Raw genomic sequence first — 22,537 nt, 5'->3', positions numbered from 1 at the left:
TCACAGCCCCCATCCTAATGGCTGCCCCAATGGCACTGTGGCCAGCAGAATGAAAAGCACAATACCAAGCCCCATGAAGAAACACAGACGCCCCATGATCCGTCGCGAGCCTTCCATCCTTTTCGCAAGTGGACGGACCGTGCCGTCATTGGAGCGCAAACCCATGCGCTCAAGAATGCTATCTACCTCACCCAATCCCGTTTCACCGGAACCGGCGATCAGCTTGAAAAGCGCAGCATCGAACAGAAGATGCGCTGCAATACCCAGCACGATCAATGCGCTCGCCAACAGCAGCGGCCAGATCAGCCAGAAAGCCAGATCATGCACCGGGCGCATGAAGGGCCCGGCCGCAAGCAGCACGACGGCGACCGCGATGCCGAGAACGGCATTGCGGCGCAACACAATCGCGATGGACGTTGCCGGAGAATTCATGCCACCCCCTCGGCACGATGCAGATGGACAGGCCAGCCCTTGGAGCGGATCAGCGTTTCGGCCTCACGCACACTGGCGACGCGGCCAGTAGAGACGAGCCACGCGACTGCAACCGCGGCGCTGCGCTGAAAACCAAGCGCACAACAGATGAGCACCGGACCATGATGGCGCGCAGCTTCAACGGCATCGGATGCCAGTCGCACTGTTTCGGATGACGGCGCGACCAGATCAAGCGCGCCAAAGCTTTTCCATTCAATTGAATGACTTGGCAAATGGCGTGGCGGCACCATTTCAGCGGCAAGATCAACGACGGCAGCAAAGGGGGAAAGCTCCGCTGGTTTTGGATACCGTCCAAGAAACACTCCGTCGGCAAGTTCGACATGCGGCGGCAGCTTGCGTGTCCAGAACCGCACGTTCAGTCGGGCAAAAAGCCGGTAGGGCCAAAGCAGCCAGCGGCTTGCGAGGCTGACCGATCCATCTGTCTGTTTCTGGAAAATGCCGGCACCGGCACCGAGATAGCCAAGAGCGACGACGGCAAGTGCCGTCGCGGGCCAGAGCCAGAAAATCGCATAACCAGTGATGGACAAGCCGTGGATTGCCAGAGCCAGAAACGGGACTGCACCCGCCAGATAACAAAAACCGATTCGTTTGGCTCTCGTATCAAAGTTGAAACGAAAGCCCGCGAGCGGCGAAGGACCGCTGCGCGGAAAAAGCCATAGGGCAAACAGGCCAAGCAACGCGCCTGCCGGAATATCGACCGCGTGGTGCTGATAGGTGGTGAGCACCGACAGACCGATCAGCAGACACCAGACATGCCAGACCACGCGCATGGCGTCGCCCATTATGCGGCGCATCTGGTCCCAGATGATAATCAAGAGCGCAATATGCAGCGATGGCGCCTGATTGAAGGGTTTGTCGAAGCCGCCAAGCACATCGAACATGAAACCCGGAAGCCCGGCTGTTGCCGGTTTTACGAAAGTTGCGGTCAACGGAAAAGCGACAAAGCAGAGAACAGCGACGATCTGCGCGGTGAGATAGCGCTTTGCCAGCCGGTCGACCTGTTCCGGGCTGTCATTGACGAACAGCGCAATCGCATAGAACAGATTGACCGACCAATAGGGAATGATGCTCCACGCGATGAAGGGAACATGGTGTTCCCACTCGAAAGCAAGGTTCGGTACGTGACTTTGCTGCGATGCGAACCAGTTCGCCGTACCGTAGGTCAGATAGAAAAAGGGGCCAAGAAACAGAAGCCAAAGGACCGCGCGGCGGATCACTGACCACCGTGAAGATCCATCCACTTCCGTTAATTGCGTGGTCACGCTTCGCCGTCTCCAACGCGTTCTGCAATCGATACGGAAAAAATGCCCCACTGATCGACGCGCTGTTCGAGCTTGCGATAGCCTGCCTTCTCGACAAGCTGGTCCATTTCGCCCTGCGTGCGGCGGCGCATCACCCATGCCTCGCCACCGCGATGCGAGGTCAGTGCCCGCGCGATCATTTCAAGCTGCGGATGCCATGGCTGGTTGGTGTAAATCAGCAATGAGCCGGGTCTCTGCACGCGGGCAAGCCCCGACAGCGAACGATTGATCAGCGCATTATCGGGGAAGAGTTCATAAAGACCGGACACGATGGCGAGGTCCGGCTTAGGCGTGACCGCCGCGAGGGTTTCCGCATTGAAAGCGTCGCCCTCTTCCATATGAGCGATGGATTCCAGCCCGCGATCCCTGATGAGCTTGTTGCCTGCCAGCACATTGATCGGCGAATAATCCCGCAGGTGAATGCTGTCCGGCATTTCGTCAGCACGCACCACCGCATCGATGACATAACGGCCATGGCCGCAGGCAATGTCGAGAATATTGGTCGAGCGGCCCTCGCTTTTGAGCCGTTTGATCGCCGCACCGATCAGTTCCTCCAGATGCACCTTGCGCTGCCGGATGCCTTGCCAGCCGATGGCTTCCAGAAACTGCTTGTCGATAAGCTTGCCGCCCGGCCCGAGGCCCCGCGCTTCATTCTCATAAACGTAATCGAGCGTGGAACCGGAATCGAAGCCCGTGCGCTTGCCGACTTTCAACCCTTCCGAAAACAATGCGCCGAAGGCTATCGAAGCGCGTGTCGACGCCCAGTAAAGCCCCTGCGCGGTCAGAAGCGGCAGCGGGCTGGACAGCCGGTCAGCCTCGTCGCGCGTGTGGCCAGCAATATGCGCTTCGGTCAGATCAGCGCGCTGCGGCTTTTCTGCAAAACGAGCCTCGATGAAATCATGGATGCGTTCGATGGCCGGCTTGCGATCCCGCTCGCCCAGCGTGTCGTGGTAGAAGCCTTTCAGCACATGCCGCTCCTTGATGCGGCTGCCGAGATTCTCGAAGAAGCGATGTTGCGGTGCGGTACGCACGACAAAATCGCTACCGGAAATGAGCAGTTGCGTCGGAACGGTGATCGCCCGCGCATCGTCCACCACGCGCTTTGCCGCCTCATAAAGCTGAAGCAAGATATGCGATGCGATGGGCCGCGTGATCAGCGGATCGGTGCGATAGGATTCGATGCGTTCCGGATCATGAGTTAAAAACTGTGGTTTGACGTAGGAATTGACGTAGAACGTGCCCTTCAGCTTCTGCCACAGGCCGATGCCCTCCTTGGCGAAGGGCACATAGAGCTTGATGTCGAAGGCAGGTGAAGCCAGCACCAGCGCCCGAATATTCGGCGCATAATCATGCACCCAGGCAGCGGCCAGCACCGCGCCAACACTCTGCGCGATAATCGCCACATCTTCGATGGCGGTGCCGGTTTCCTGTCGGATATGGGTTACGAAACTATCCAGGTCACGGATCGACGCACCGAATGAGGGCGAGAAGCCACGCACGCCCGGCGACTGGCCGTGGCCGCGCGCATCCCATGCGTAGAAGGCGTAGTCGTCCAGCCCCAGCTCATCAACGAGGTGCGCGACGCGTCCGCTGTGTTCATGACCGCGATGCAGGAGGACAATCACGCCTTTCGGCTTGTCGGAGAGTGATGGCCAGAAACGGTAGAATAGCGACGTGCCGTCATGGGTGACGAACTGGCTTTCCTGCGCCGCGCGATGCCGGTTTGTAGCGTGCTCGTTCATGCCATCCCCTCTCCAGATGTTTCCTCATGGGACAATTGCCCCCAATTTCTATTGAGTGAAACCAAATGTTTGAATAAACGAGCTGGAGCGAACCGCAAATAGCTGTTCAATACTTATTCTTCGTTTCCCAAGAGATTCTTGATGTCGGTTTATCAACTCAAGTCGCGTTTCCAGAATTTACTGCGGCCTCTTGTCGTGCGACTTGCCGAAGGCGGTGTAACGGCCAATCAGGTTACAGTCGCTGCCGCGCTCGTCTCGGTCATACTTGGCGCTTTTCTGGCGTGGAGTGGAAAGGCGGCATGGTTTGCACTCGTCCCGATCTGGCTGTTCCTGCGCATGGCGCTGAACGCCGTCGACGGAATGCTGGCGCGTGAACATGGGCAGAAATCGACGCTCGGTGCCTATCTCAACGAGATTGGCGATGTCGTCTCCGATGCCGCGCTGTACGCACCGTTTGCGATCATCGCACCTTTGTCAGCGCCCTGGATTTTTGCGATTATACTGCTGGCCACCCTGACGGAGTTTACAGGCGTTACCGGTGCGTCCGTGGGTGCGAGCCGCCGCTATGACGGTCCGATGGGCAAGAGCGACCGCGCCGTCGTCTTCGGCGTACTCGGCGCCTGGATCGCTATTGACGGCGGCCTCCCGGACTGGATTTTCTGGCTGCAGCCGTTCCTTTGCCTGCTTCTGGTCGTAACCACTGCCAAGCGCATCGCAAACGGCATAAACGAGACAAAAACCTGGTAAAAGAGGTTAAATCCAGCCTTCCGGCACTGGTATTGACGCAATTGGGGCCTATGTTGGTCCATTCAATTCCAGCTCAATCGGAGGCCATGCCAATGAAGAAAGCTAACGCTGCTTTTCTGCTTGCGGGCATATTCGCATTCTCATCCACGTTCAGCCCGGCGCTGGCTGCCAGCAATGGCAGTTCGAAGCAACGGGCGAAGGAAGTCACCGCTGTCGTCAATGCCGTCGCGCAGAAAATGCCCGACCAGCCGATCAATACGGTGATGTATATCCGCTCCAATAATTTCGAGGTTCTGGCCGGCGACTGCACCGTGCGTGCGCACATCGTCTCATCGGACCACAAGGCGAAAAGTACCTCTCCCGACAGGATCAAGGTCCGGCTCAACAAGCGGCGCTGCGCGCGCTAACTATTCTGGCTCCAGAGTTTGGCAAAGCGATATTCTATGCCGAAGGGAAAGCCGCACATTTGCGCGGGTGGTTTGGGTTATGTGACAGCGTTAGCAACCGTCAGCTATAGCGCTGAGCAGATCGTGCGGAAGCAATTTGAGACAGCGTGGGATCGGCGTGGGCGGCCTTGTTATCGCCTCCGCTGAACGCCCGTTCGGTTAAGAACGCCCGATTAAACTGTCACCCAAACGGTCCCACTCATTCTCCTTTCCGGTTGGAATGATCACTCTCCAGAGGATCACGTATCGAATGTCGCCAGCGTGCGTAACAGGGTTGAGAAAGTGAGGGAGCGGTTCGCGTCAGACTGGCTGTCGCTGATGCCGTCGTTTCGCGACAGCGACTTGCGGACATTGCTCGGACTGTAGCCAAAATGCTGCGTGAATGCCCGCGTGAAATTGGCTGCCGTATCGAAGCCAAACAGCTGCGCTATGTCGGACACCCTGCGGTTTTCGGATGCATCCGCAAGCATCTCATGTGCTGCAAGCAAACGCTTCTGGCGAATATAGTTGAGCACCCCGCCCGAGCCTTCGAACAGCTGATAGAGATGTGTGCGTGAGATGGCGAGCTCCTTGCTCAGTGCATCGGGCGTGAGTTCACGGGAGGTGAGATTTTTCTGGATGAAGCGTCTGGCCTTGGTCATCAACCCCAGAGAGGCCCCGAGAGACGCATTGTGTTCGCTCGCATCGTTTTCCTTTACCAAAGGGGCGATCGTGTCAAATACGATCTGGCGCAGGGCGTCGCGCAGCTCCGGCAGGTCTTCGCTTCTGATATGGTCAAGTCCCGCCTGGATCGTCGATACGAAATCGATCAGCAGCTTGGCGCGATAGCCTCCGAGCGTCGCATTGTTGCACGCTTCCGGCATACCGCCCAGACCGGCGAAATGATCGACCGGAATGATCAGCAGCACCACGTCCGTTGCCAGCGCACGACCGCGAAACGGATAGCCAAACGAACGGATATTGATCATGCCGGGCTCGTTTTCCGCCACACGATCATCCACCGCCGTCCATGTGCGACCGCTTCGCAGAAAACTGATCTGCCAGTGATCAATCGGGCTGAAACGAACCTTTTCCGCTGTACGTTCATAGCTGAATGGAGGAACAGTCTGTTCTATCAGCAGCATGCCGCGCAGATCCCAGACTTTCTGGGTAACGGCAAAACCGTCTTCGGCGTTCACACCATCCGGCATCCGCACATCATAGAGGGGAGCCACGTGCTGTTGCCATGTGGGAAACTGTGCGCAGGGTTCCAGCTCTTCGGTCGTAAAGACCAGCGGGGTCAGAATATTGGTGCTTCGGGCATCTTCTCCAAGGGGCGCGAGTGGAACGCGCACTGACTGGCGGCGCTCCACAAAATCGGGCTTCAGATCACGCGAGGCCTTGTCGCTCGGGGATGTCACGGCAACTCCCTAAACCAACCCGGAGGCTCGAGGCGCGGTAATGGCGAACCAAGCCCTGCGTCGATAGTAGCATTTGCACGTATAAAATCAAAATAAGCTGGAACACTATCAGCCACGTAACCGTTCAGACCGGTAGCCGACGTTTCCACTTACGCGCCGACAACCCCGCTTTCCCGGCCTCTTCCCAGATTTGACCGGAAGTGTCGGAGCGCGCAAAACGGTCTCTGAAATGAGTTGATTGCATCCCATTTGATGAAAATTTTCATGAAAATCCGGCCAGAATATTAAAACGCATCCGATAGAAAGCACGGTAATAACAACCGGAGGCAATCGCATGAACAATGTATTTGCATATGCCGTACGTCGCGAAGGCTTGAAATGGGCTGCCGCTATCATCGTTGGACTGTCCGCTTCATTTTGCCTGACGGCAGGTGCAGAAGCCAAGGACACACGCAAGCAGAAAAGCGCAACAGTTTCCGTTTATCTCGCCAAGTTCGAGGTTGGCAGTCAAGCTCGCTTCAACAAGCCCGCATCCGCGAAAGTCATCAAGGTTTCCGCATCGCAATATGCGACCGGCACGTCCTATGTGTGCACGCCAAGCGGCTTCGGGCAGAAATCTCGCTGCTTCATCCGTGACTAGAGCGCGATCCGGCCGGCGTGGAACGGCTTCCGGGAGGCGCTCCAAGGCATACCGGCTCGCCAGAACTCGATACTGATCAGCGAGCCGGCATGCGTGCCCGGCGATCATCTCGCCTTGGCTTTCATGATTGCCAGCCCCTTGCTGATACGGTCACCGCGCAGGAGCTTGGCTGCCTCATCGGTCGGGCGTGGGGGATTGTTGCGAAAGACATACCAGCTACCGCCCAGCGAGCGCTTCTGATAGATGACGCCGTCCTGCTCGCGGTGGAGGAAGCAGGTCGTATCGCTGCTGCTCCCCGTCTTGCTGACCCAATAGGCCTGAAGACAGAGCTTGCCGCTGTCGGTGGCATACCAGCGCCCCTGTGCGTAGGACCAGGCCCTGCCCTTCTGCGACCAGGCGATGAAACGATGTCTGTCGGCTGAGAAATAGCCACCTCCATCCTTCCATTTCCATGTTCTGCCGGAGTAAAGCGCCTCAAGCGCCTTGGCTGAGAGCGGTGACGCCGCAGCAGCCTTGATGGCAACCGGATCTTCGGTCTTCGGCTTCGGCGCCGCATCGGCGGCGCCTGCCAGAAGAAGCACGGACAGCGCCGCAGTGACGGTTCTCAAACGGATCGAAAACATTGTCGTATTCCTGTTCAGACGTTAGAGCATGATTAAAATGGAACGGACTCGCATCTCCGGATTAATCAAGCGGATGGTTCGCAACCCGCCAGTCAGGCCGCCCGACACCACGTGGCCACGGATAGACTTCGCGGTCATTGAAGTAGACGGCCGCTGTAAGTTTCGGGAATTCGGGCTGCGGCTTGTTGGTCTCCTGTGCCCAGGCGCGGACATAGGTATCGCTTCCCTCATAGCCGAGTTCGGCGATGACAATCGGCTTCTTGAAGCCTGCGACCCGGTCATATCCGGGCTTAGCCCGTTCGACGAAGGTGGATGCGCGTCCGAGTTCCAGCATATCGTAGGTTTCGTAGCCGAACACCGACAGACCGATCACATCGACATAACCATCGCCCGGATAATAGGCCTCAAGCCCCTCTTCGCCCTTCGGCGACCACATATATTTGGCGTGCGGCAGTGACTTGCGGCAGACGCTGACGACATGCTGATAGGCGCGGATATAACCCTGTGCCGGCCAGTAGGACCAGGTGAACTGGCCAGCCTTGTCCTCCATTTCCTGCGCCCAGCGAATGGTGACCGGGCTCTTCAGCTTGGAAGCGGCAGAGCAGACGGCCGCCATGTTTGAATCGTAGCGGCCACGCACGATTCCGCTCAGAAGATCATCCGGCGCAACGCGCCAGTCGCGAGCCCATGACCAGGGTTCGATGGTGATCAGCAATTCGCGGCCCCGTTCCTGCGCATAGGCATCGGCGGTCGACAGGCTGGTCAGGTCCACATCTTCCCAGGGCAGGAACAGATGCTCGATACGGGAATTGGGATCGTTGGTGAAATCCCCGTGCGGATCATAAGCCCCGAACGTGATGGATTGCGGGGTTATGACCGGGCGCTTGTCATGGAACATGTTACGGGTATCGACATTGGCGCCCGAGACACCGCTTGCCGCGTAAACAGCGGTTGAAAGCATCCCACCGCAAAGAATGGCCGTTGCTATTTTATATGAGGTTTTCATCGCCGCCTCCTTTATTGCGTTGGCGATTGCGCGACGGGCAGCGCCAGATTCAGCGCTTCCGTTTTTGGCGTTATTGTTTCGATGGAGACGAGCTTGCGCGCTTCGTCATCCTTGTTTCCGCCAGCGTGGCGGAAGACATACCAGACACCGTCCGGTTCGCGTTTCTGATAGATCGTCCCATCGGCAATGCGGTGGGAGAAACAGGTCTTGTTCGGGAAGACGCCTTGATCCAGATGCCATTTCGCATCGAAGCACATCTGGCCCGACCAGGTGATCCGCCAGCGGCCTTCAGCCCAGGCCTTGCCCTTGTCGCCATCGACGCGGGCGGTGAATCGGCGGTTCTGGCTTTCCATCCGGCCAGCGCCATCGGCCCATTGCCAGTTCTTGTCACGATAGAGCACGTAAAGCTCTGCAGGTGTCATCACACGGGCGTCCTCGGGCAAGCCATCCGCCGTAGCCGTTGCTGCACCGGCTGGCGTGCCGAGCCCGGCCAGCAGGACAAAGAGCGTGAGAACGCCTCTGCTCCTGTCCGTGCGCCAGCCATACCGGGACCGTTGGCCTTCAAACATCGAATGTTTCATTTGAACCTCCCACGACCTTCAGGTTGCGCGCACCCGCCAAGGGTTCTTGCGATTGACGGATGCGCGCGTGCGGCAGAACGTTTGTTGGTCTTGTTTCCTGCCGCTGTTGAACGGGACGACCGATCGTCGAAATCCGGAAGCCCAGATTCTCGGCAATTGTCGGTGAAAAGACATTACGCAGATCGACGAGCACCGTGTCCTGCATGACCTGTTTCATCCGAACGAGATCAAGCTTGCGAATGCTGTCCCATTCAGTCACGACCACCGCCGCATCGGCTGTGTTCAGACATTCATAGGGATCGTCGCAAAACTCGACATCGCTGAGAAGACAGCGCGCATTCTCCATTCCAGCCGGATCAAAGGCCCGAATTCTGGCGCCGAAACGCTGCAAGGTTTCGATAAGCGGAATGGACGGTGCGTCACGCATATCGTCCGTATCGGGCTTGAACGTCAGACCGAGAACGGCAATCGTCCGGCCTTCGACACTACCGCCGAGCGCATCCAGCACCTTCAGCGCCATGCGACGCTTGCGCGCCTCATTGACGGTAACCGTTTCCTCGACCAGCCGCAGGGCGACCCCGTGATCCTGGGCAGTGCGCAACAGCGCAATCGTATCCTTTGGGAAGCAGGAGCCGCCATAGCCAGGCCCCGCATTGAGAAAGCTGGTGCCAATACGCTTGTCCAGCCCCATGCCGAGCGCCAGCTCGGTGACATCGCTGCCGACTTCCTCGCACAGATCCGCCAGTTCATTGATGAAGGTGATCTTGGTGGCGAGAAAAGCGTTGGCCGCATACTTTATCAGCTCCGATGTCCGGCGCTGCGTAATCACGATTGGCGTCTTTCCAGCTTCGAGCGGCGGAGCATAAAGGGCGACAAGCACGGAACGTGCGCGCTCGTCCTCCACGCCGATGACGACGCGATCAGGCTCAAGAAAATCGCGGATAGCCACACCCTCGCGCAAGAACTCCGGATTGGACGCAACGGAGAATGTGCCGGGTCGGCGAACCGAGCCGATGATCTTTTGCACCACATCGCCTGTGCCGACCGGAACGGTGGACTTGACCACAACGACGCTATAGTCGTCGATCAATGGTGCAAGCTCGCGAGCCGCCATATAGACAAAGGACAGGTCCGCATCGCCGTGTCCCGCACGCGCTGGTGTACCGACTGCGATGAAGACAAGCTCCGCGCCCTTGACCGCTTCCGCCAGATTGGTCGTGAAGCTGAGTCGGCCAAAGGCGAAGTTGCGTTCCACCAGCTCATCCAGCCCCGGCTCGTAGATCGGCACAATGCCGCGCTCCAGCCGGGCGATCTTCTGGGCGTCCTTGTCGACACAGACGACCTCGTGTCCCCATGCTGCGAAACACGTGCCACTGACCAATCCGACATATCCCGTACCGATAACAGCGATCTTCATAATCGTCGCGCCTCTTTCGCCTAGTTCTCTGTGCTGGCAGTATCCGTACGCCAGCGTGGATTGAAAATTGTCCGGTGGAGATCGCGTCCGCCCACACCGGCACCGGCGACCGAGAAGCGATCGTCAAATATCGTGAAGCTTTTCGTGCCCCAGCTCAGCGCCTCGATACCGTCGCGTCCACGTTCAACAGTCGTGAAGCCGGTCAGTGCCACCAGCGCGGTAAAGCTGCATGCCAACACCGGTCGATAGAGGCGGCTCGTCATCCGCACCTGATTTTCGCGGGTGTGCTGAATCACGATCATCGCCAACAGGAACAGGTAGGAACACGCATTGACGATGGCGAAAATGAAGAAGCCCCGCGTTTCATGGGCATCCCTGACGACGAACACCGGCAGGATGGAGAGACCGGAGATCAGCGCATAGGGAGCAATCACCCGCAGCGGCACCGGATCCACCTCGGATGAGCCTTTGGGCGTGACACGAAAATCGACAAAGGAACCGGTCAGCCAGTCGCGGAAGGCTGCGAAGGTGCCAGCCAGAGCCCAGGGCCACCGTGCCAGCAGGAACAGCATCGCTTCCCAACTGAAAATCCTGCCGTCGACCGGACGGAATGTCTTGCTCGACCGCCACCAGAATGCCAGCGCCAAAGTCACGAGCGATAGTGGCAAGAAGTGCATAAGGAAGGCGGGATAGGTAACGCTGACGAAATTATCGCCATAAGCCAGAATGACTATCGGCAGAACGAATGCCAGCGCCAGAAAGAATGCATAGAGAGGATACCAGAGCTGCGAGAACAGGAACTGGAGCTTCAGGCGCAGCGGCAGCCGCCCGATCAGCTTCGGCGTATATTGCAGCAGAATCATCACAAGGCTGCGCGACCACTGGAACTCCTGCGTCACGAGATCGGCGAAGGTGCGCGGGCCGTCACCATGGGCGATGGCGTCCAGCGCATGAACACCACGCCAGCCATACGCGTTCATGAACAGGGTCGTGGAATGATCCTCGGCCAGTTCCGGCCCAAGTCCGCCGATTTCCTTCAGCGCTGCCGTCCGCACGGCATAGTGCGAACCGATGCAGAGCGGGGCAAAGCCGCCATTGTAACCGGCCTGCAGCGAGCCATGCATGCTGGCTTCCACATAGAGACGTCCGCGCGCCGACCAGCTTTCATGCGCATTGCGATCACAAATGCTCGGTGCGGAAACATAACCGACAGCCGGATCGGCAAAAGGCCGCAGGATATTGAAGAGATAGCCCGGTTCAGGCACATGGTCGGCGTCGAGCTGCGAGACGAAATCATAGCGCTCATAGCCATAGTGATCGTAGAAGAAAGCAAGATTGCCTTCCTTGCACCGGGTACGGCGCGGCCAGATCTGCCGATGATAGTCGGCGCGGCCCTTGCGCGTGGAAACGAACACGCCATGCTCACGACACCAGGCAAGCGTCGAGGGCGAAGGGTCCTCATCGGCAAGCCAGGTATCGTGCGGCACATCCTGCGCCAGCATGGCGCGCAACGTTTCAGCCACCACCTCGAAGGGCTCTGACGGAGCCTTGGTGACGACCATGGCGACGCGGCTTCCGGCAGGAATGCGAAGCGGGCCGGTCGGGCGCGCTGCATGGAAGAAAACCGTGATGAAGTAAAGCGGCAGGATCGTGATCCACGCCAAGAGTGCCGTCACCAGAATGGAGCCGAGTAGATGATTGTGCTTTGCGCTGATGAACCACCATTGCCAGAAATAGGCGATGGCGAGGGCCCACAGGACAATGCCCACCACATATTCCGCCCGCTCGCGGCCAGTGAAGATGGGGGCCAGCAATGGTTCCGTTTCGCCTGTATCGCCATCAACGGCTGGATGAAGCTCGCGCCGTGTCATGTTCGTATCTCCAGACCAAAGAAGGGCGCGGCAGTGCGGATGATCGTATCGAGATCGGAATGGAGCGTGCGAAAGCCAAGCTTTGCTGCAGCTTCTGCCGGATCGGCATAAAGCACCGGCGGATCGCCTGCCCGGCGCGCACGCATTTCGACAGGCACCGTGCGTCCGGTCAGCCGGTCTATCGCATCCACGATTTCCTTGATGGATGTTCCGCGCCCGGTTCCCAGATTAAGGATGAGATTGTCGCCGCCATTCAGAAGATGCTCGACTGCAAGCACATGTGCCCGCGCCAGATCGACCACATGGATATAATCGCGGATGCAGGTGCCATCCGGCGTATCATAATCGTCGCCGAACACTTCGAGACAGTCCGCCCTCCCCGCCGCAGCCAGCATGGCGCGCGGTATCAGATGGGTTTCGGGATCGTGCTTTTCGCCCAGTTCGCCATCCAGATCGGCACCGCAGGCATTGAAGTAGCGCAACGCCGCATAGGGCATGCCATAGGCGGCCGAATAATCGGCCAGCATATGTTCCGCGATCAGCTTTGTGCGGCCATAGGGATTGATCGGATTTTGCGTTTCGCCTTCGCGGATCGGCAGCACATCAGGAATACCGTAGGTGGCACAGCTCGATGAGAAGATGACCGGGCGCCCGCCTGTCAGGCGACTGGCTTCCAGAACGGATTGGATGCCGCCGACATTGTTGCGATAATATTTTGCCGGATCCGTGACGGATTCACCCACATAGGCCGAGGCCGCAAAGTGGATGATGGCTGCCGGATCAAAGGTCCTGATTGCAGCAATGAGCTGCTCCTGCGAAAGCGTATCGCCTTCGACAAAATCACCCCAGCGCACGGAAGACCTGTGACCGGTCGACAGGTTGTCATAGACGACCGGGGAAAATCCGCTCCTATGCAGAAGCTTGGCCGTATGGCTGCCAATGAAGCCCGCGCCACCGGTAACGAGTATGTTCTGCCGGGTCATCTTGCCACCTCGAAAAGCTCACCAGAGGGTCTGGCCAACTGGCGTTCGAAATAGGCGATCGTCTGCTTCAGCCCTTCGACAAGTGCTATCTGTGGTTCCCAGCCAAGCTCGCGCTTTGCCAGCATGATGTCCGGACGCCGCTGGCGCGGATCGTCGGTGGGCAGCGGACGATAGACAATGCGCGACGCCGAACCGGTCAGCGCAATGATCTGTTCGGCCAGCTCGCGGACAGTGAATTCTCCCGGATTGCCGAGATTGACGGGCTTCTGAATCTGGCTGTTCATCAACCGGCTGAAACCTTCGATAAGATCTTCGACATAGCAGAAGGAACGGGTCTGCGAGCCGTCGCCATAGATGGTGATTTCTTCGCCCTTGAGGGCCTGTACGATGAAGTTCGACACGACACGGCCATCGTCGGGCCGCATGCGCGGGCCATAGGTATTGAAGATGCGCACGATACGGATATCGACGCCATACTGCTTGTGAAAATCGTAAAACAGCGTTTCGGCTGAGCGCTTGCCTTCGTCGTAGCATGACCGGGGACCGAAGGAGTTTACATTACCCCAATAGGCTTCCGGTTGCGGATGCGTTTGCGGATCGCCATACACTTCCGACGTCGAAGCCTGGAAAATCCGGGCCTGATAATGCGCTGCCAGCTCAAGCAGATTGAGCGAGCCCATGACGCTCGTCTTCATCGTGTGAACCGGATCGGCCTGATAGTGCGGCGGCGATGCCGGGCAGGCCAGATTGTAGATCTCGTCTACAGGCAGATCGATCGGATGGACAATATCGTGGCGCACAAAGCTGAACGTGTCATAACGCAGCAGATTGCGGATGTTCTCGAGCCGTCCCGTCGAAAAATTATCGACACAGATGACAAAGTTTCCTTCGTTCAGAAGACGCTCGCAAAGATGAGAACCGAGAAATCCTGCACCGCCTGCTACGAGAATACGCCGTGTTGCCATGCGATCCGCAGATATACACAATGATCTAAAGTTTATACTCACGAGATCCTCCAACGCTATTACTTCACTTGCGCTATCTGGTAAAATGCAAAGCAATTCCGTCCGCGCGTTCGAATTGAAGCGCACTGGTCAATGTTTCTTTGCTTGCTTTACTAGATGATTGAAGATAGCGGCGCCGGAGACATGAGTCGTTAGCGTAGAATCCGGAATCTTATCCTTGCGTCCATTTTTGACGCCATGCAGTACCGCTCGCTGACGAACCTATTCACAAGGTTTGATATGGATTAGCTTTTCCGCGGCCTTGCCCAGCTCGATACATTTTTGCCCTGAGCAGAACGTCCAGCCCCCGCCTGTCTTGCCGGAGGCGGCGAGGACGATTTCCCGGCGTGGAGGAATGGCTGGGTGATAAACATACCAGCCATTCTTGAGAACAGCATCTGCAGGCGGGTCCATGCCAGCGCCGGAGCCTTTGATGCGCGCCTCGGACAAGACCAGTCCCTGCGACGTAACATTCCAGGACTCCTGCCACGGCACTTTCTCAACGCTGTGCGTCCATGAGAGCAGAAAGCTTGTGGCGGCGATTTTGAGTGCGCCGCCAGCCGTTGCAATGCAGACTGCCATCAACCTGATGACGCGACGACGGAAGGTCGCGATCTCCAGAAATGCCAGACAAGAAAGGCCGCACAGGCCGCAAAGCCGAGCTCATCGCTAAAGGGATAGGTGGCGAGCATCAGAGCAATGGCAACGAAAGCCCATATGCGTTCCCACATCTTCAACGGTGTTCGAAGATGGCCGATGGCGGCCGCTCCCCAAAGCAGAATGCTGAGCAGCGCCTTGATGAACATATAGACGAAGGCGGGCCAGAAACCGAATTTTTCGGAAAGAGGCCCGCCCTCCTGAAGCATGATAACCGGCTCGTACACTGCCATGAAGGGCACTGCAAAACCCGCAACCGCGATCCGGATCGCCTGCATGCCGATCTTCATGCCGGACTCTCGCGCAATCGGCGCCGCTGCAAAAGCTGCGAGCGCGACAGGCGGAGTGAGGTCGGCCATGATGCCAAAATAAAAGACGAACATATGCGACACCAGCAGCGGCACTTCGAGGTGAAGGAGCGCCGGTCCAGCTATCGAGGATGTGATGATGTAATTTGGAATGGTCGGAATGCCCATACCGAGCACGAGACAGGCCAGCATGGTCAATACCAGCGAGAAGAAGAGCGAGTTTTCTCCTACACTGACGATCACGCGTGCGAAAGTTGATCCGGCACCAGTCAGCGCCAGAATGCCGATGATGACGCCAACCAGCGCACAGGCGATGCCCACAGGCAGCGCATTCTTGGCACCTTCCGCGAGGCTTTCGAGGCAAAGGTTCAGCGTTGCACGTCCGCCGCGCACCAGAAAATTTATCGCGACCAACAGCGCAACGAGGCAGATGATCAGTGTGATGCCGCGCAGGACATAGCCGAATATATTGAAGGTGGTGCCGAAAGCCGCAGCCGACATGACGCCGAGCGCGACCCAGAACAGCACGCGCAGCGGCATCGACATGGAGCCGGAAACCGGCACACCGAGGATGATGAGCGCGGTCAGGCTGAGGCCAACCGTGCCTGCAAAAAGTGGCGTATAGCCCGAGAAAAGCAGCCATACCAATGCGACCAGCGGCAGAACCAGAAACCAGCGCTTTCGGATTGCTTCAAGCGCGCTTGGCATTTCGCTTTTATTGAGGCCCTTCATCTTGAGACGACGCGCTTCAAGATCAACCATCACGAAGACAGTTATGAAGTAGAGAATTGCGGGAACGATTGCCGCCTTGACGATCTCGACATAGGGCAGGCCGAGCGTTTCAGCCATGATAAAGGCAACCGCGCCCATGACCGGCGGCATGATCTGGCCGCCCATCGAGGCCACTGCTTCGACACCACCGGCAAAGGCCGGGCGAAAGCCGGAACGCTTCATGAGTGGAATGGTGAACGCGCCTGTCGTTACCACATTGGCGACACCGGAACCGTTGATCGTCCCCATGAGTGCGGACGAGATTACCGAAACTTTTGCTGGCCCGCCCCGCGACGCGCCGACCGTTCCCATGGCAATGTCGTTGAAGAGTTGGATCATGCCAGCGCGTTCGAGAAATGCCCCGAACAGGATGAAAAGGAAAATATAACTCGATGAGACATAGATCGGCGTGCCGTAAATTCCCTCTGTTCCCAGAAAGAGAACCTCGACCACCTGCTCGAAATCATATCCGCGATGATTGAATGGATGCGGCAGATATTGCCCGAACAGACCGTAAGCCAAAAAGATCGCGCAGATGAGCGGCAAGGTCCAGCCCATCATCTTTTTGCCCGCCCAGAAGACGAGACCGACCACAAGAATGCCTATCACGATATCGAGCGTATTGGGTTCGCCAGCCCGGATCACCAGATCTTCGTAGAAAATCCAATGGTAAAGACTGAGCGCGAAAGCGACAATGGCAGCCAGCCAGAACGCCGCTCGCTTGGCAGCGACCGTACTCGCATTGGCATAGAGGCCGAAGAGAAGCAGAAGCAGAAATCCGACATGGATGGAGCGGACCACCTGACTTGGCAATGGTGAATAGGCAGAAGTCCAAAGCTGGAAAACCGAAAAAGCCACGGCGATGGCAAACAGGATTTTTGCGCCTGCGCCGACACCCCAGGCGGGAATATGCTCAGCCGATTCAACGGCGCTGTTCTCGCTCTGCGTCATGAACGAACCTTCATCAGATTATGCAAGTTGAAATGAACAGTTACGGGAGCGATCCGATTGACAGGGATCGAGCGCCGTCGGCCGGAAAAGGACGATACCTGTGAAATGTCACTCGGATATCGTCCACTGGGCAGGACTGCTGCCAGCCTATTCGATGCCTTTTTCCTTATAGTAACGCAACGCGCCGGGATGAACCGGGACAGGTGACACTATGGTGTTTTTGTCGAGCTTGATTGCCTTTGCCGATGAATGGGCGGCAGTCAACTGGTCAAGATTCTCGAACAGCCCCTTGGTCATCTGGTAGACTAGTTCCTCATCCATATCGGGACGAACGATCAGATAGTTGATTACGGAGGCCGTTACGACATCCTTATCCTGCCCGCTGTAGGTATCCGCCGGGATCGTGTTGACCTGATAGGGCGCGCCGATCTTCTCGATGACGTCTGCCGGAACCTCGACAACGTTGATGTCTACCGAATTGGCAAGATCACGCAGCGAGGCAACGCCAAGCCCGGAGGATTGCAAGGTTGCATCCAGTTGGCGATTTTTCATGAGTTCGACCGATTCTGCAAAGGGCAGATACTCGATCTTGCCCAGGTCGTCATAGGAAAGTCCGGCTGCCTCTAGAATGGTTCGTGCATTCAGTTCGGTCCCGGATTTCGGTGCTCCGACGGAAAGCCGCTTTCCCTTGAGATCGGCCAATGTCTTGATGCCGGATTCCTTGGAGGCGACGATCTGAACATAATTCGGATAGATCGCTGCAAGGGTGCTCAGATTGGTGAGCTTCTTTTTAAAACCGGCTGCTTCATTTCCTTCATAGGCATCGCGCAGGGAATCGCCCAGCGTGAACGCAACTTCGCCGCGACCGCTGTTGATGAGATTGATATTCTCAATGGATGCTTTTGTTGCCTGCACCGAAGGGCGCACGTCGGGAATGCCCGAATAGATTTTTTCCATCGCAACGCCCAGCGGATAGTAGACACCGCTGGTTCCGCCAGTCAGAATATTTACAAATTCCTCGGCTTTCGCTTGCGCCGCGCCCCAAACCAGCCCTAGCGCAGTCGCCAGAGAAACAGTTGTTTTCCGATTAAAGATTTGCATATTTCCTCCTCACTCCAATAGATTTTGCCATGGCGCCATGGCCGAGCGGGAAGTTCTTGCAGGTTACTCCCCCACTGTATTTCATCACGTCCTCCCACGGGACTGTGGAAACGCTAACGCATTCTGGATAAAATCCCAAATGTTTTTGGTCGCTTTTTACGGCGAATTTAGTTTTCAATATTTATTGCGTCCAACTGCGGAAGAAAGAGTTTATTTCTGCTGTGCCAAAGAACGAAATAAAAAGAAAAAATCTATGGCCAGCCCGATCCTTAGAATTACACTGTGAATTTCTCTCATCCTAAAATTTAATTATGGAAAAATCATCGGTAAGCTTGCGCGATACTATCAAAGAACCTCACCAGATAGAAAACCATATAGGCTTGGCCACGGCACCGGAAGCCGCAGCCAATATCTCACATACAGACTTCAGACACCTTCTTTTAGTGAACAAACGGCAAGTCCACTTCGCATAGGCGAAAGCCCATTCACTCAAGCCTCAACCCTATACGGCCATTTCCAGTTACGGATTTCAGGCATATCCTCACCATGTTCTCTCACGTATTTTTTGTGAAGCGTCAGTTTGTCTACAAATCTGGCGATCAAAGGTTCTGCGACATCGCCACCGAGTGGCAGTCGCCTGATGGCCTCAATGGCTAGATGAAACCGATCCAGCTCATTCAAGACCGTCATATCAAAGGGCGTGGTCGTCGTCCCTTGTTCGATAAAGCCGCGCACATGGAAATTCGGGTGATTCCTACGCTTATAAACGAGCCGATGAATGAGATATGGATAGCCGTGATAAGCGAAGATCACCGGCCGGTTGGTCGTGAAAATCCGATCAAACTCCTCGTCAGCAATGCCATGGGGATGCTGTTGTGGCGACTGAAGAACCATTAAATCCACGACATTGACTACCCGGATACGCAGATGCGGCAACGACTGCCGCAGAAGATCGACTGCCGCAAGCGTTTCCATCGTCGGAACATCGCCCGCACATGCCATCACGATATCGGGTTCCAGACCATCCTCAGTTCCGGCCCAGCTCCATATGCCGAGACCGGCTTCGCAATGGCGGATGGCTTCATCCATTGACAGCCACTGAGGCTCCGGCTGCTTTCCCGCAACAATTACGTTCACGCGATTCCAGGTTTTCAGGCAATGATCGCCGACCCACAGCAGCGTATTGGCATCGGGTGGAAAATAGGCACGGATGATATCGGCGCTTTTATTGGCCACTAGATCGACAAAACCAGGATCCTGATGGGAGAAGCCATTATGATCCTGACGCCACACGTGCGACGTCAGAAGATAGTTGAGGGAAGAGACAGGCTTTCGCCATTTCAGCTCCCGGGCAACCTGCAGCCATTTTGCGTGCTGATTAAACATGGAATCAACGATATGGATGAAAGCTTCGTAGCAGGAGAAGAAACCATGCCTGCCGGTTAGCAGGTATCCCTCCAACCAGCCTTGGCATAAATTCTCGCTCAACACCTCCATCACGCGACCATCCGCAGAAAGATGATCGTCTATGTCGAGCGTTTCAGCCATCCACACACGGTCACTGGCATCGAAAACCGCACTGAGGCGGTTCGACGCGGTCTCGTCCGGGCCGAACACGCGAAAATTTTTCTCGGGCTCATTCAGCTTGAGCACGTCCCGCAAGTATTCACCAAGTATCTTGGTCGATTGCGCGTCGATGGCGCCCGGTTCATTGACGTCAACGGCGTATTGACGGAAGTCAGGTGTGTGAAGTTCTTTACGCAGCAATCCGCCATTTGCATGTGGATTAGCGCCCATGCGCAGTTCGCCTTTCGGCGCAAGTGCACGCAGTTCTGATTTTAACGCGCCATTTGTGTCAAACAAATCCTCCGGATCATAGCTCCTCATCCATTCTTCGAGAATCTTGCGATGCGCATCATTCTCACGGCAGTTAGCGACAGGCACCTGGTGCGAACGCCAATAGTTCTCGACGATGAGCCCATCAACTTTTTTCGGACCGGTCCAGCCTTTTGGACTTCTGAGGATGACCATCGGCCATCGCGGCCGTTCAGGAGACTTCAGATCAGCGTTTTTCTTAATTTGCTCGATCCTAGCGAAGATCGTATCGAGCGTCGCCGCCATTTTCTGATGCATAGCCTTCGGCTCGCTACCCTCAACGAAGAACGGTTCATAACCATAGCCCTTGAATAGATCGGCCAGATCATTGTCAGAAAGGCGGGCAAGGACAGTGGGGTTTGCGATTTTATAGCCGTTCAGGTGCAGGATCGGCAGAACAACACCGTCACGCACGGGGTTGAGAAATTTGTTCGAATGCCATGAGGTGGCAAGCGTTCCTGTTTCTGCTTCTCCATCACCAACCACGCAGGCGACAACCAGGTCCGGATTATCGAATGCAGCGCCATAGGCGTGTACCAAAGCATAACCAAGTTCTCCGCCTTCATGGATCGAACCAGGTGTTTCCGGCGCGACATGGCTCGGTATACCACCAGGAAAGGAAAACTGCCGGAACAGCTTGCGCATACCCGTTTCGTCTTCGCTAACCTCGGGATATATTTCGGAATAAGAGCCTTCGAGATAAGTGTTCGCAACCATGCCCGGCCCGCCATGGCCGGGGCCGCAAACGTAAATTACATTGGCATCTCGATCCTGAATGATGCGATTGAGATGAGCATAAATAAAATTGAGGCCAGGCGTCGTGCCCCAATGGCCAAGTAATCTTGGCTTGATGTGCTCCGGTTCAAGTGGTTTGCGCAGTAAGGGATTTTCCATCAGATAGATCTGGCCGACGGAGAGATAATTCGCCGCTCGCCAGTAGCGGTCGATCAATGAGAGTTGCTTTGGGGCCAAGGGGTCATGGCCAGTCACGTTGTTCATGTCCTGTCTCCAGCACTAATTGTTAAGCCGTCACATTGACAGCGGCTGCGGCGATGTTCTGGATGACCTCGAGTGTTTCCGAGGCGATGACTTGCTCTTCGTCAGTGGGAAGCATAAACGCGGCTGTACGGCTCGCCTTGTTCGTAATCCTAAACGCATTGTCGCTGTTGGCAGCTGCATCGATTTCAATACCGAGCCATGCGAGACGCTGACAAACCGCTGCACGGATTTCCGGCTGATACTCCCCGATTCCGGCAGTAAAGATAAGCGCGTCGATGCCGCCAAGCGTGGATGCAAGACGGCAAATTTCGCCAGCGATACGCAGAGCAAAAATTTCAAGTGCCTCTCGAGCCTGCATCGTGTCACTTGCGAGCAAATCACGTGTATCGCCACTTTGTCCCGAAATTCCTAGAAGACCTGAGCGATGATAAAGCATATCGGACAACAGATCGGCCTGCATGGCTTCCTGTTGTATCAAATGCATAAGCACCCCAGGATCGACGGCTCCGCAGCGTGTCGCCATCGGTATCCCGTCGAGCGTCGAAAAACTCATACTGGTGTCGACGCTTTTGCCGTCAGCTATGGCACATAAGCTCGCCCCACTTCCCAGATGGGCTGCGACGACTTTGCCGTTGGCAAGCTGCGATTCCCACTGGCTGAAATTCCCGATGATCGATTTGTAGGAGAGACCATGAAAGCCATACCGCTTTATCCCACGTTCATGAAGATCGCGTGGAAGTGCAAAACGCCGGACAGTATCCGGGATGGTCTGATGAAAGGCGGTATCAAAGGACGCTGTTTGCATAAGATGCGGAAAGAGTTTCCGGATAGCTTTTATCAACGCGATGCTTTTCGGCTGATGGAGAGGTGCAAAAACGGACAGACGGTTGATAGCTTCGATATGTTCGTCGTCTATCAATACCGGCTTCGCAAATTGGTCCCCTCCGAAAACCACACGATGCCCGACGGCCTGAATCTGTGTCGGATCGACATGCTCAGCTAACTTCGCAAACAATTCTTCGAGAATGGTCGCAATATCGTCAGTGCCTACGGCAGACAGTGCGATGTCCAGATTTTCTGTCTCACCATGCAGCCGAAGATTCAGAGGAGTTTCGTTCAAGTCGATCACACCCCGCGAAACTTTTCGAATCTGTTGCTCGTCGTAAGCGAACACACCGATTTTCACCGTAGAAGAACCGGCATTGAACGTAACAAGCTGCTTGCCCACACGACAGCTCCCTGTGTTCGTGGCTGATGTATTACAACATAGAGAACTATTCCAAGCTGACGATATGCACAGTGCAGATAATCAATCTTTGATCGAGGATGCTCGGTATCCAGTTCTCCTTATATAAGTATAGAGCACCAAGTTCGGCCGCCGGGCACATACATGCATTGTCTCAAATCAACCAATGCTCTTTTTCAAATATCTCCCTCCTCAAAAAGTGATCATAACAGCCATCAGGAAGGCCAGATCCGCTCTCAATGAGTTTAATTGCCGACGAATTGATTTGTGGTAGCGTGATTGGAGCAGTTGTTGGCGTCTCCGTTCGTGAACAGGAGCCTACGGTGAAGCGTTGGGTTGTCCGCTGTCTTGCACTATTGCTGATTGTTTATGCCGC

The 22,537-nt window shown here is 56.2% G+C and carries 19 protein-coding genes; 3 read left to right on the top strand and 16 right to left on the bottom strand.

All coding sequences use genetic code 11. The annotated features are described in order from the left end of the window. Genes HWX93_RS07045 through HWX93_RS07035 form a run of 3 tightly spaced genes read right to left on the bottom strand, consistent with a single transcriptional unit; the run spans position 1 to position 3,535 of the window. Positions 1-432 (bottom strand): hypothetical protein, encoded by a 432-nt coding sequence (locus tag HWX93_RS07045; protein WP_109986699.1) that lies wholly within the window; start codon positions 430-432, stop codon positions 1-3. Continuing rightward, complete coding sequence (locus HWX93_RS07040) at positions 429-1,754, bottom strand: phosphatase PAP2/dual specificity phosphatase family protein (protein ID WP_109986698.1); 1,326 nt, start codon at positions 1,752-1,754, stop codon at positions 429-431. Before HWX93_RS07040 ends, HWX93_RS07045 begins: the two co-directional genes overlap by 4 nt. Beyond that, entirely contained in the window at positions 1,751-3,535 is a 1,785-nt protein-coding gene (locus HWX93_RS07035; RefSeq protein WP_109986697.1) for a bifunctional alpha/beta hydrolase/class I SAM-dependent methyltransferase, read from the bottom strand. Before HWX93_RS07035 ends, HWX93_RS07040 begins: the two co-directional genes overlap by 4 nt. Before the next feature lie 141 nt (positions 3,536-3,676). Between HWX93_RS07035 and HWX93_RS07030 the strand changes: the two genes are divergently transcribed. Beyond that, the gene (locus tag HWX93_RS07030; RefSeq protein WP_109986696.1) at positions 3,677-4,282 is read left to right on the top strand and encodes a CDP-alcohol phosphatidyltransferase family protein; all 606 of its coding nucleotides are present in this window, start codon (positions 3,677-3,679) and stop codon (positions 4,280-4,282) included. Positions 4,283-4,374: 92 nt separating this feature from the next. Next, positions 4,375-4,689, top strand: coding sequence for a hypothetical protein (locus tag HWX93_RS07025; RefSeq protein ID WP_109986695.1), 315 nt, complete (start codon positions 4,375-4,377; stop codon positions 4,687-4,689). Positions 4,690-4,967: 278 nt separating this feature from the next. On the opposite strand, the gene HWX93_RS07020 is transcribed toward HWX93_RS07025, so the two are convergent. Continuing rightward, positions 4,968-6,128 (bottom strand): helix-turn-helix domain-containing protein, encoded by a 1,161-nt coding sequence (locus HWX93_RS07020; RefSeq protein WP_109986694.1) that lies wholly within the window; start codon positions 6,126-6,128, stop codon positions 4,968-4,970. 334 nt (positions 6,129-6,462) lie between these two features. Between HWX93_RS07020 and HWX93_RS07015 the strand changes: the two genes are divergently transcribed. Next, positions 6,463-6,768 (top strand): hypothetical protein, encoded by a 306-nt coding sequence (locus HWX93_RS07015; RefSeq protein WP_109986693.1) that lies wholly within the window; start codon positions 6,463-6,465, stop codon positions 6,766-6,768. 104 nt (positions 6,769-6,872) lie between these two features. On the opposite strand, the gene HWX93_RS07010 is transcribed toward HWX93_RS07015, so the two are convergent. The 12 genes from HWX93_RS07010 to HWX93_RS06955 form a co-directional block, all read right to left on the bottom strand. Beyond that, entirely contained in the window at positions 6,873-7,391 is a 519-nt protein-coding gene (locus HWX93_RS07010) for a DUF995 domain-containing protein (RefSeq protein ID WP_109986692.1), read from the bottom strand. Between the two features lie 61 nt (positions 7,392-7,452). Then, positions 7,453-8,397 (bottom strand): glycoside hydrolase family 26 protein, encoded by a 945-nt coding sequence (locus HWX93_RS07005; RefSeq protein ID WP_109986691.1) that lies wholly within the window; start codon positions 8,395-8,397, stop codon positions 7,453-7,455. 11 nt (positions 8,398-8,408) lie between these two features. Beyond that, the gene (locus HWX93_RS07000; RefSeq protein ID WP_419190778.1) at positions 8,409-8,966 is read right to left on the bottom strand and encodes a DUF995 domain-containing protein; all 558 of its coding nucleotides are present in this window, start codon (positions 8,964-8,966) and stop codon (positions 8,409-8,411) included. Further along, positions 8,959-10,395, bottom strand: coding sequence for a UDP-glucose dehydrogenase family protein (locus HWX93_RS06995; protein WP_109986689.1), 1,437 nt, complete (start codon positions 10,393-10,395; stop codon positions 8,959-8,961). Before HWX93_RS06995 ends, HWX93_RS07000 begins: the two co-directional genes overlap by 8 nt. Before the next feature lie 20 nt (positions 10,396-10,415). Beyond that, the gene (locus HWX93_RS06990; protein ID WP_235969077.1) at positions 10,416-12,266 is read right to left on the bottom strand and encodes a glycosyltransferase family 2 protein; all 1,851 of its coding nucleotides are present in this window, start codon (positions 12,264-12,266) and stop codon (positions 10,416-10,418) included. Beyond that, positions 12,263-13,249, bottom strand: a complete 987-nt coding sequence (gene galE, locus HWX93_RS06985; protein WP_109986687.1) for a UDP-glucose 4-epimerase GalE — start codon at positions 13,247-13,249, stop codon at positions 12,263-12,265. Before galE ends, HWX93_RS06990 begins: the two co-directional genes overlap by 4 nt. Beyond that, complete coding sequence (locus HWX93_RS06980; protein ID WP_109986686.1) at positions 13,246-14,214, bottom strand: UDP-glucuronic acid decarboxylase family protein; 969 nt, start codon at positions 14,212-14,214, stop codon at positions 13,246-13,248. The genes galE and HWX93_RS06980 overlap by 4 nt, the downstream gene beginning before the upstream one ends. A gap of 261 nt (positions 14,215-14,475) precedes the next feature. Beyond that, a complete protein-coding gene (locus tag HWX93_RS06975; protein WP_109986685.1) occupies positions 14,476-14,835 on the bottom strand; it encodes a DUF1850 domain-containing protein in 360 nt (119 codons plus the stop codon). Continuing rightward, a complete protein-coding gene (locus tag HWX93_RS06970) occupies positions 14,835-16,940 on the bottom strand; it encodes a TRAP transporter permease (RefSeq protein ID WP_176036969.1) in 2,106 nt (701 codons plus the stop codon). The genes HWX93_RS06975 and HWX93_RS06970 overlap by 1 nt, the downstream gene beginning before the upstream one ends. 147 nt (positions 16,941-17,087) lie before the next feature. Then, a complete protein-coding gene (locus tag HWX93_RS06965) occupies positions 17,088-18,041 on the bottom strand; it encodes a TAXI family TRAP transporter solute-binding subunit (RefSeq protein WP_109986683.1) in 954 nt (317 codons plus the stop codon). Positions 18,042-18,530: 489 nt separating this feature from the next. Continuing rightward, on the bottom strand, positions 18,531-20,915 hold the full coding sequence (locus tag HWX93_RS06960; protein WP_109986682.1) for a phosphoketolase: 2,385 nt from the start codon (positions 20,913-20,915) through the stop codon (positions 18,531-18,533). A gap of 22 nt (positions 20,916-20,937) precedes the next feature. Beyond that, positions 20,938-22,143, bottom strand: coding sequence for an acetate/propionate family kinase (locus tag HWX93_RS06955; RefSeq protein ID WP_176036968.1), 1,206 nt, complete (start codon positions 22,141-22,143; stop codon positions 20,938-20,940). Positions 22,144-22,537 lie beyond the last annotated feature (394 nt).

The organism is Brucella tritici (assembly GCF_902825325.1).
GTDB lineage: Bacteria > Pseudomonadota > Alphaproteobacteria > Rhizobiales > Rhizobiaceae > Brucella.
This window is presented reverse-complemented; position numbering and strand designations above follow the sequence as displayed.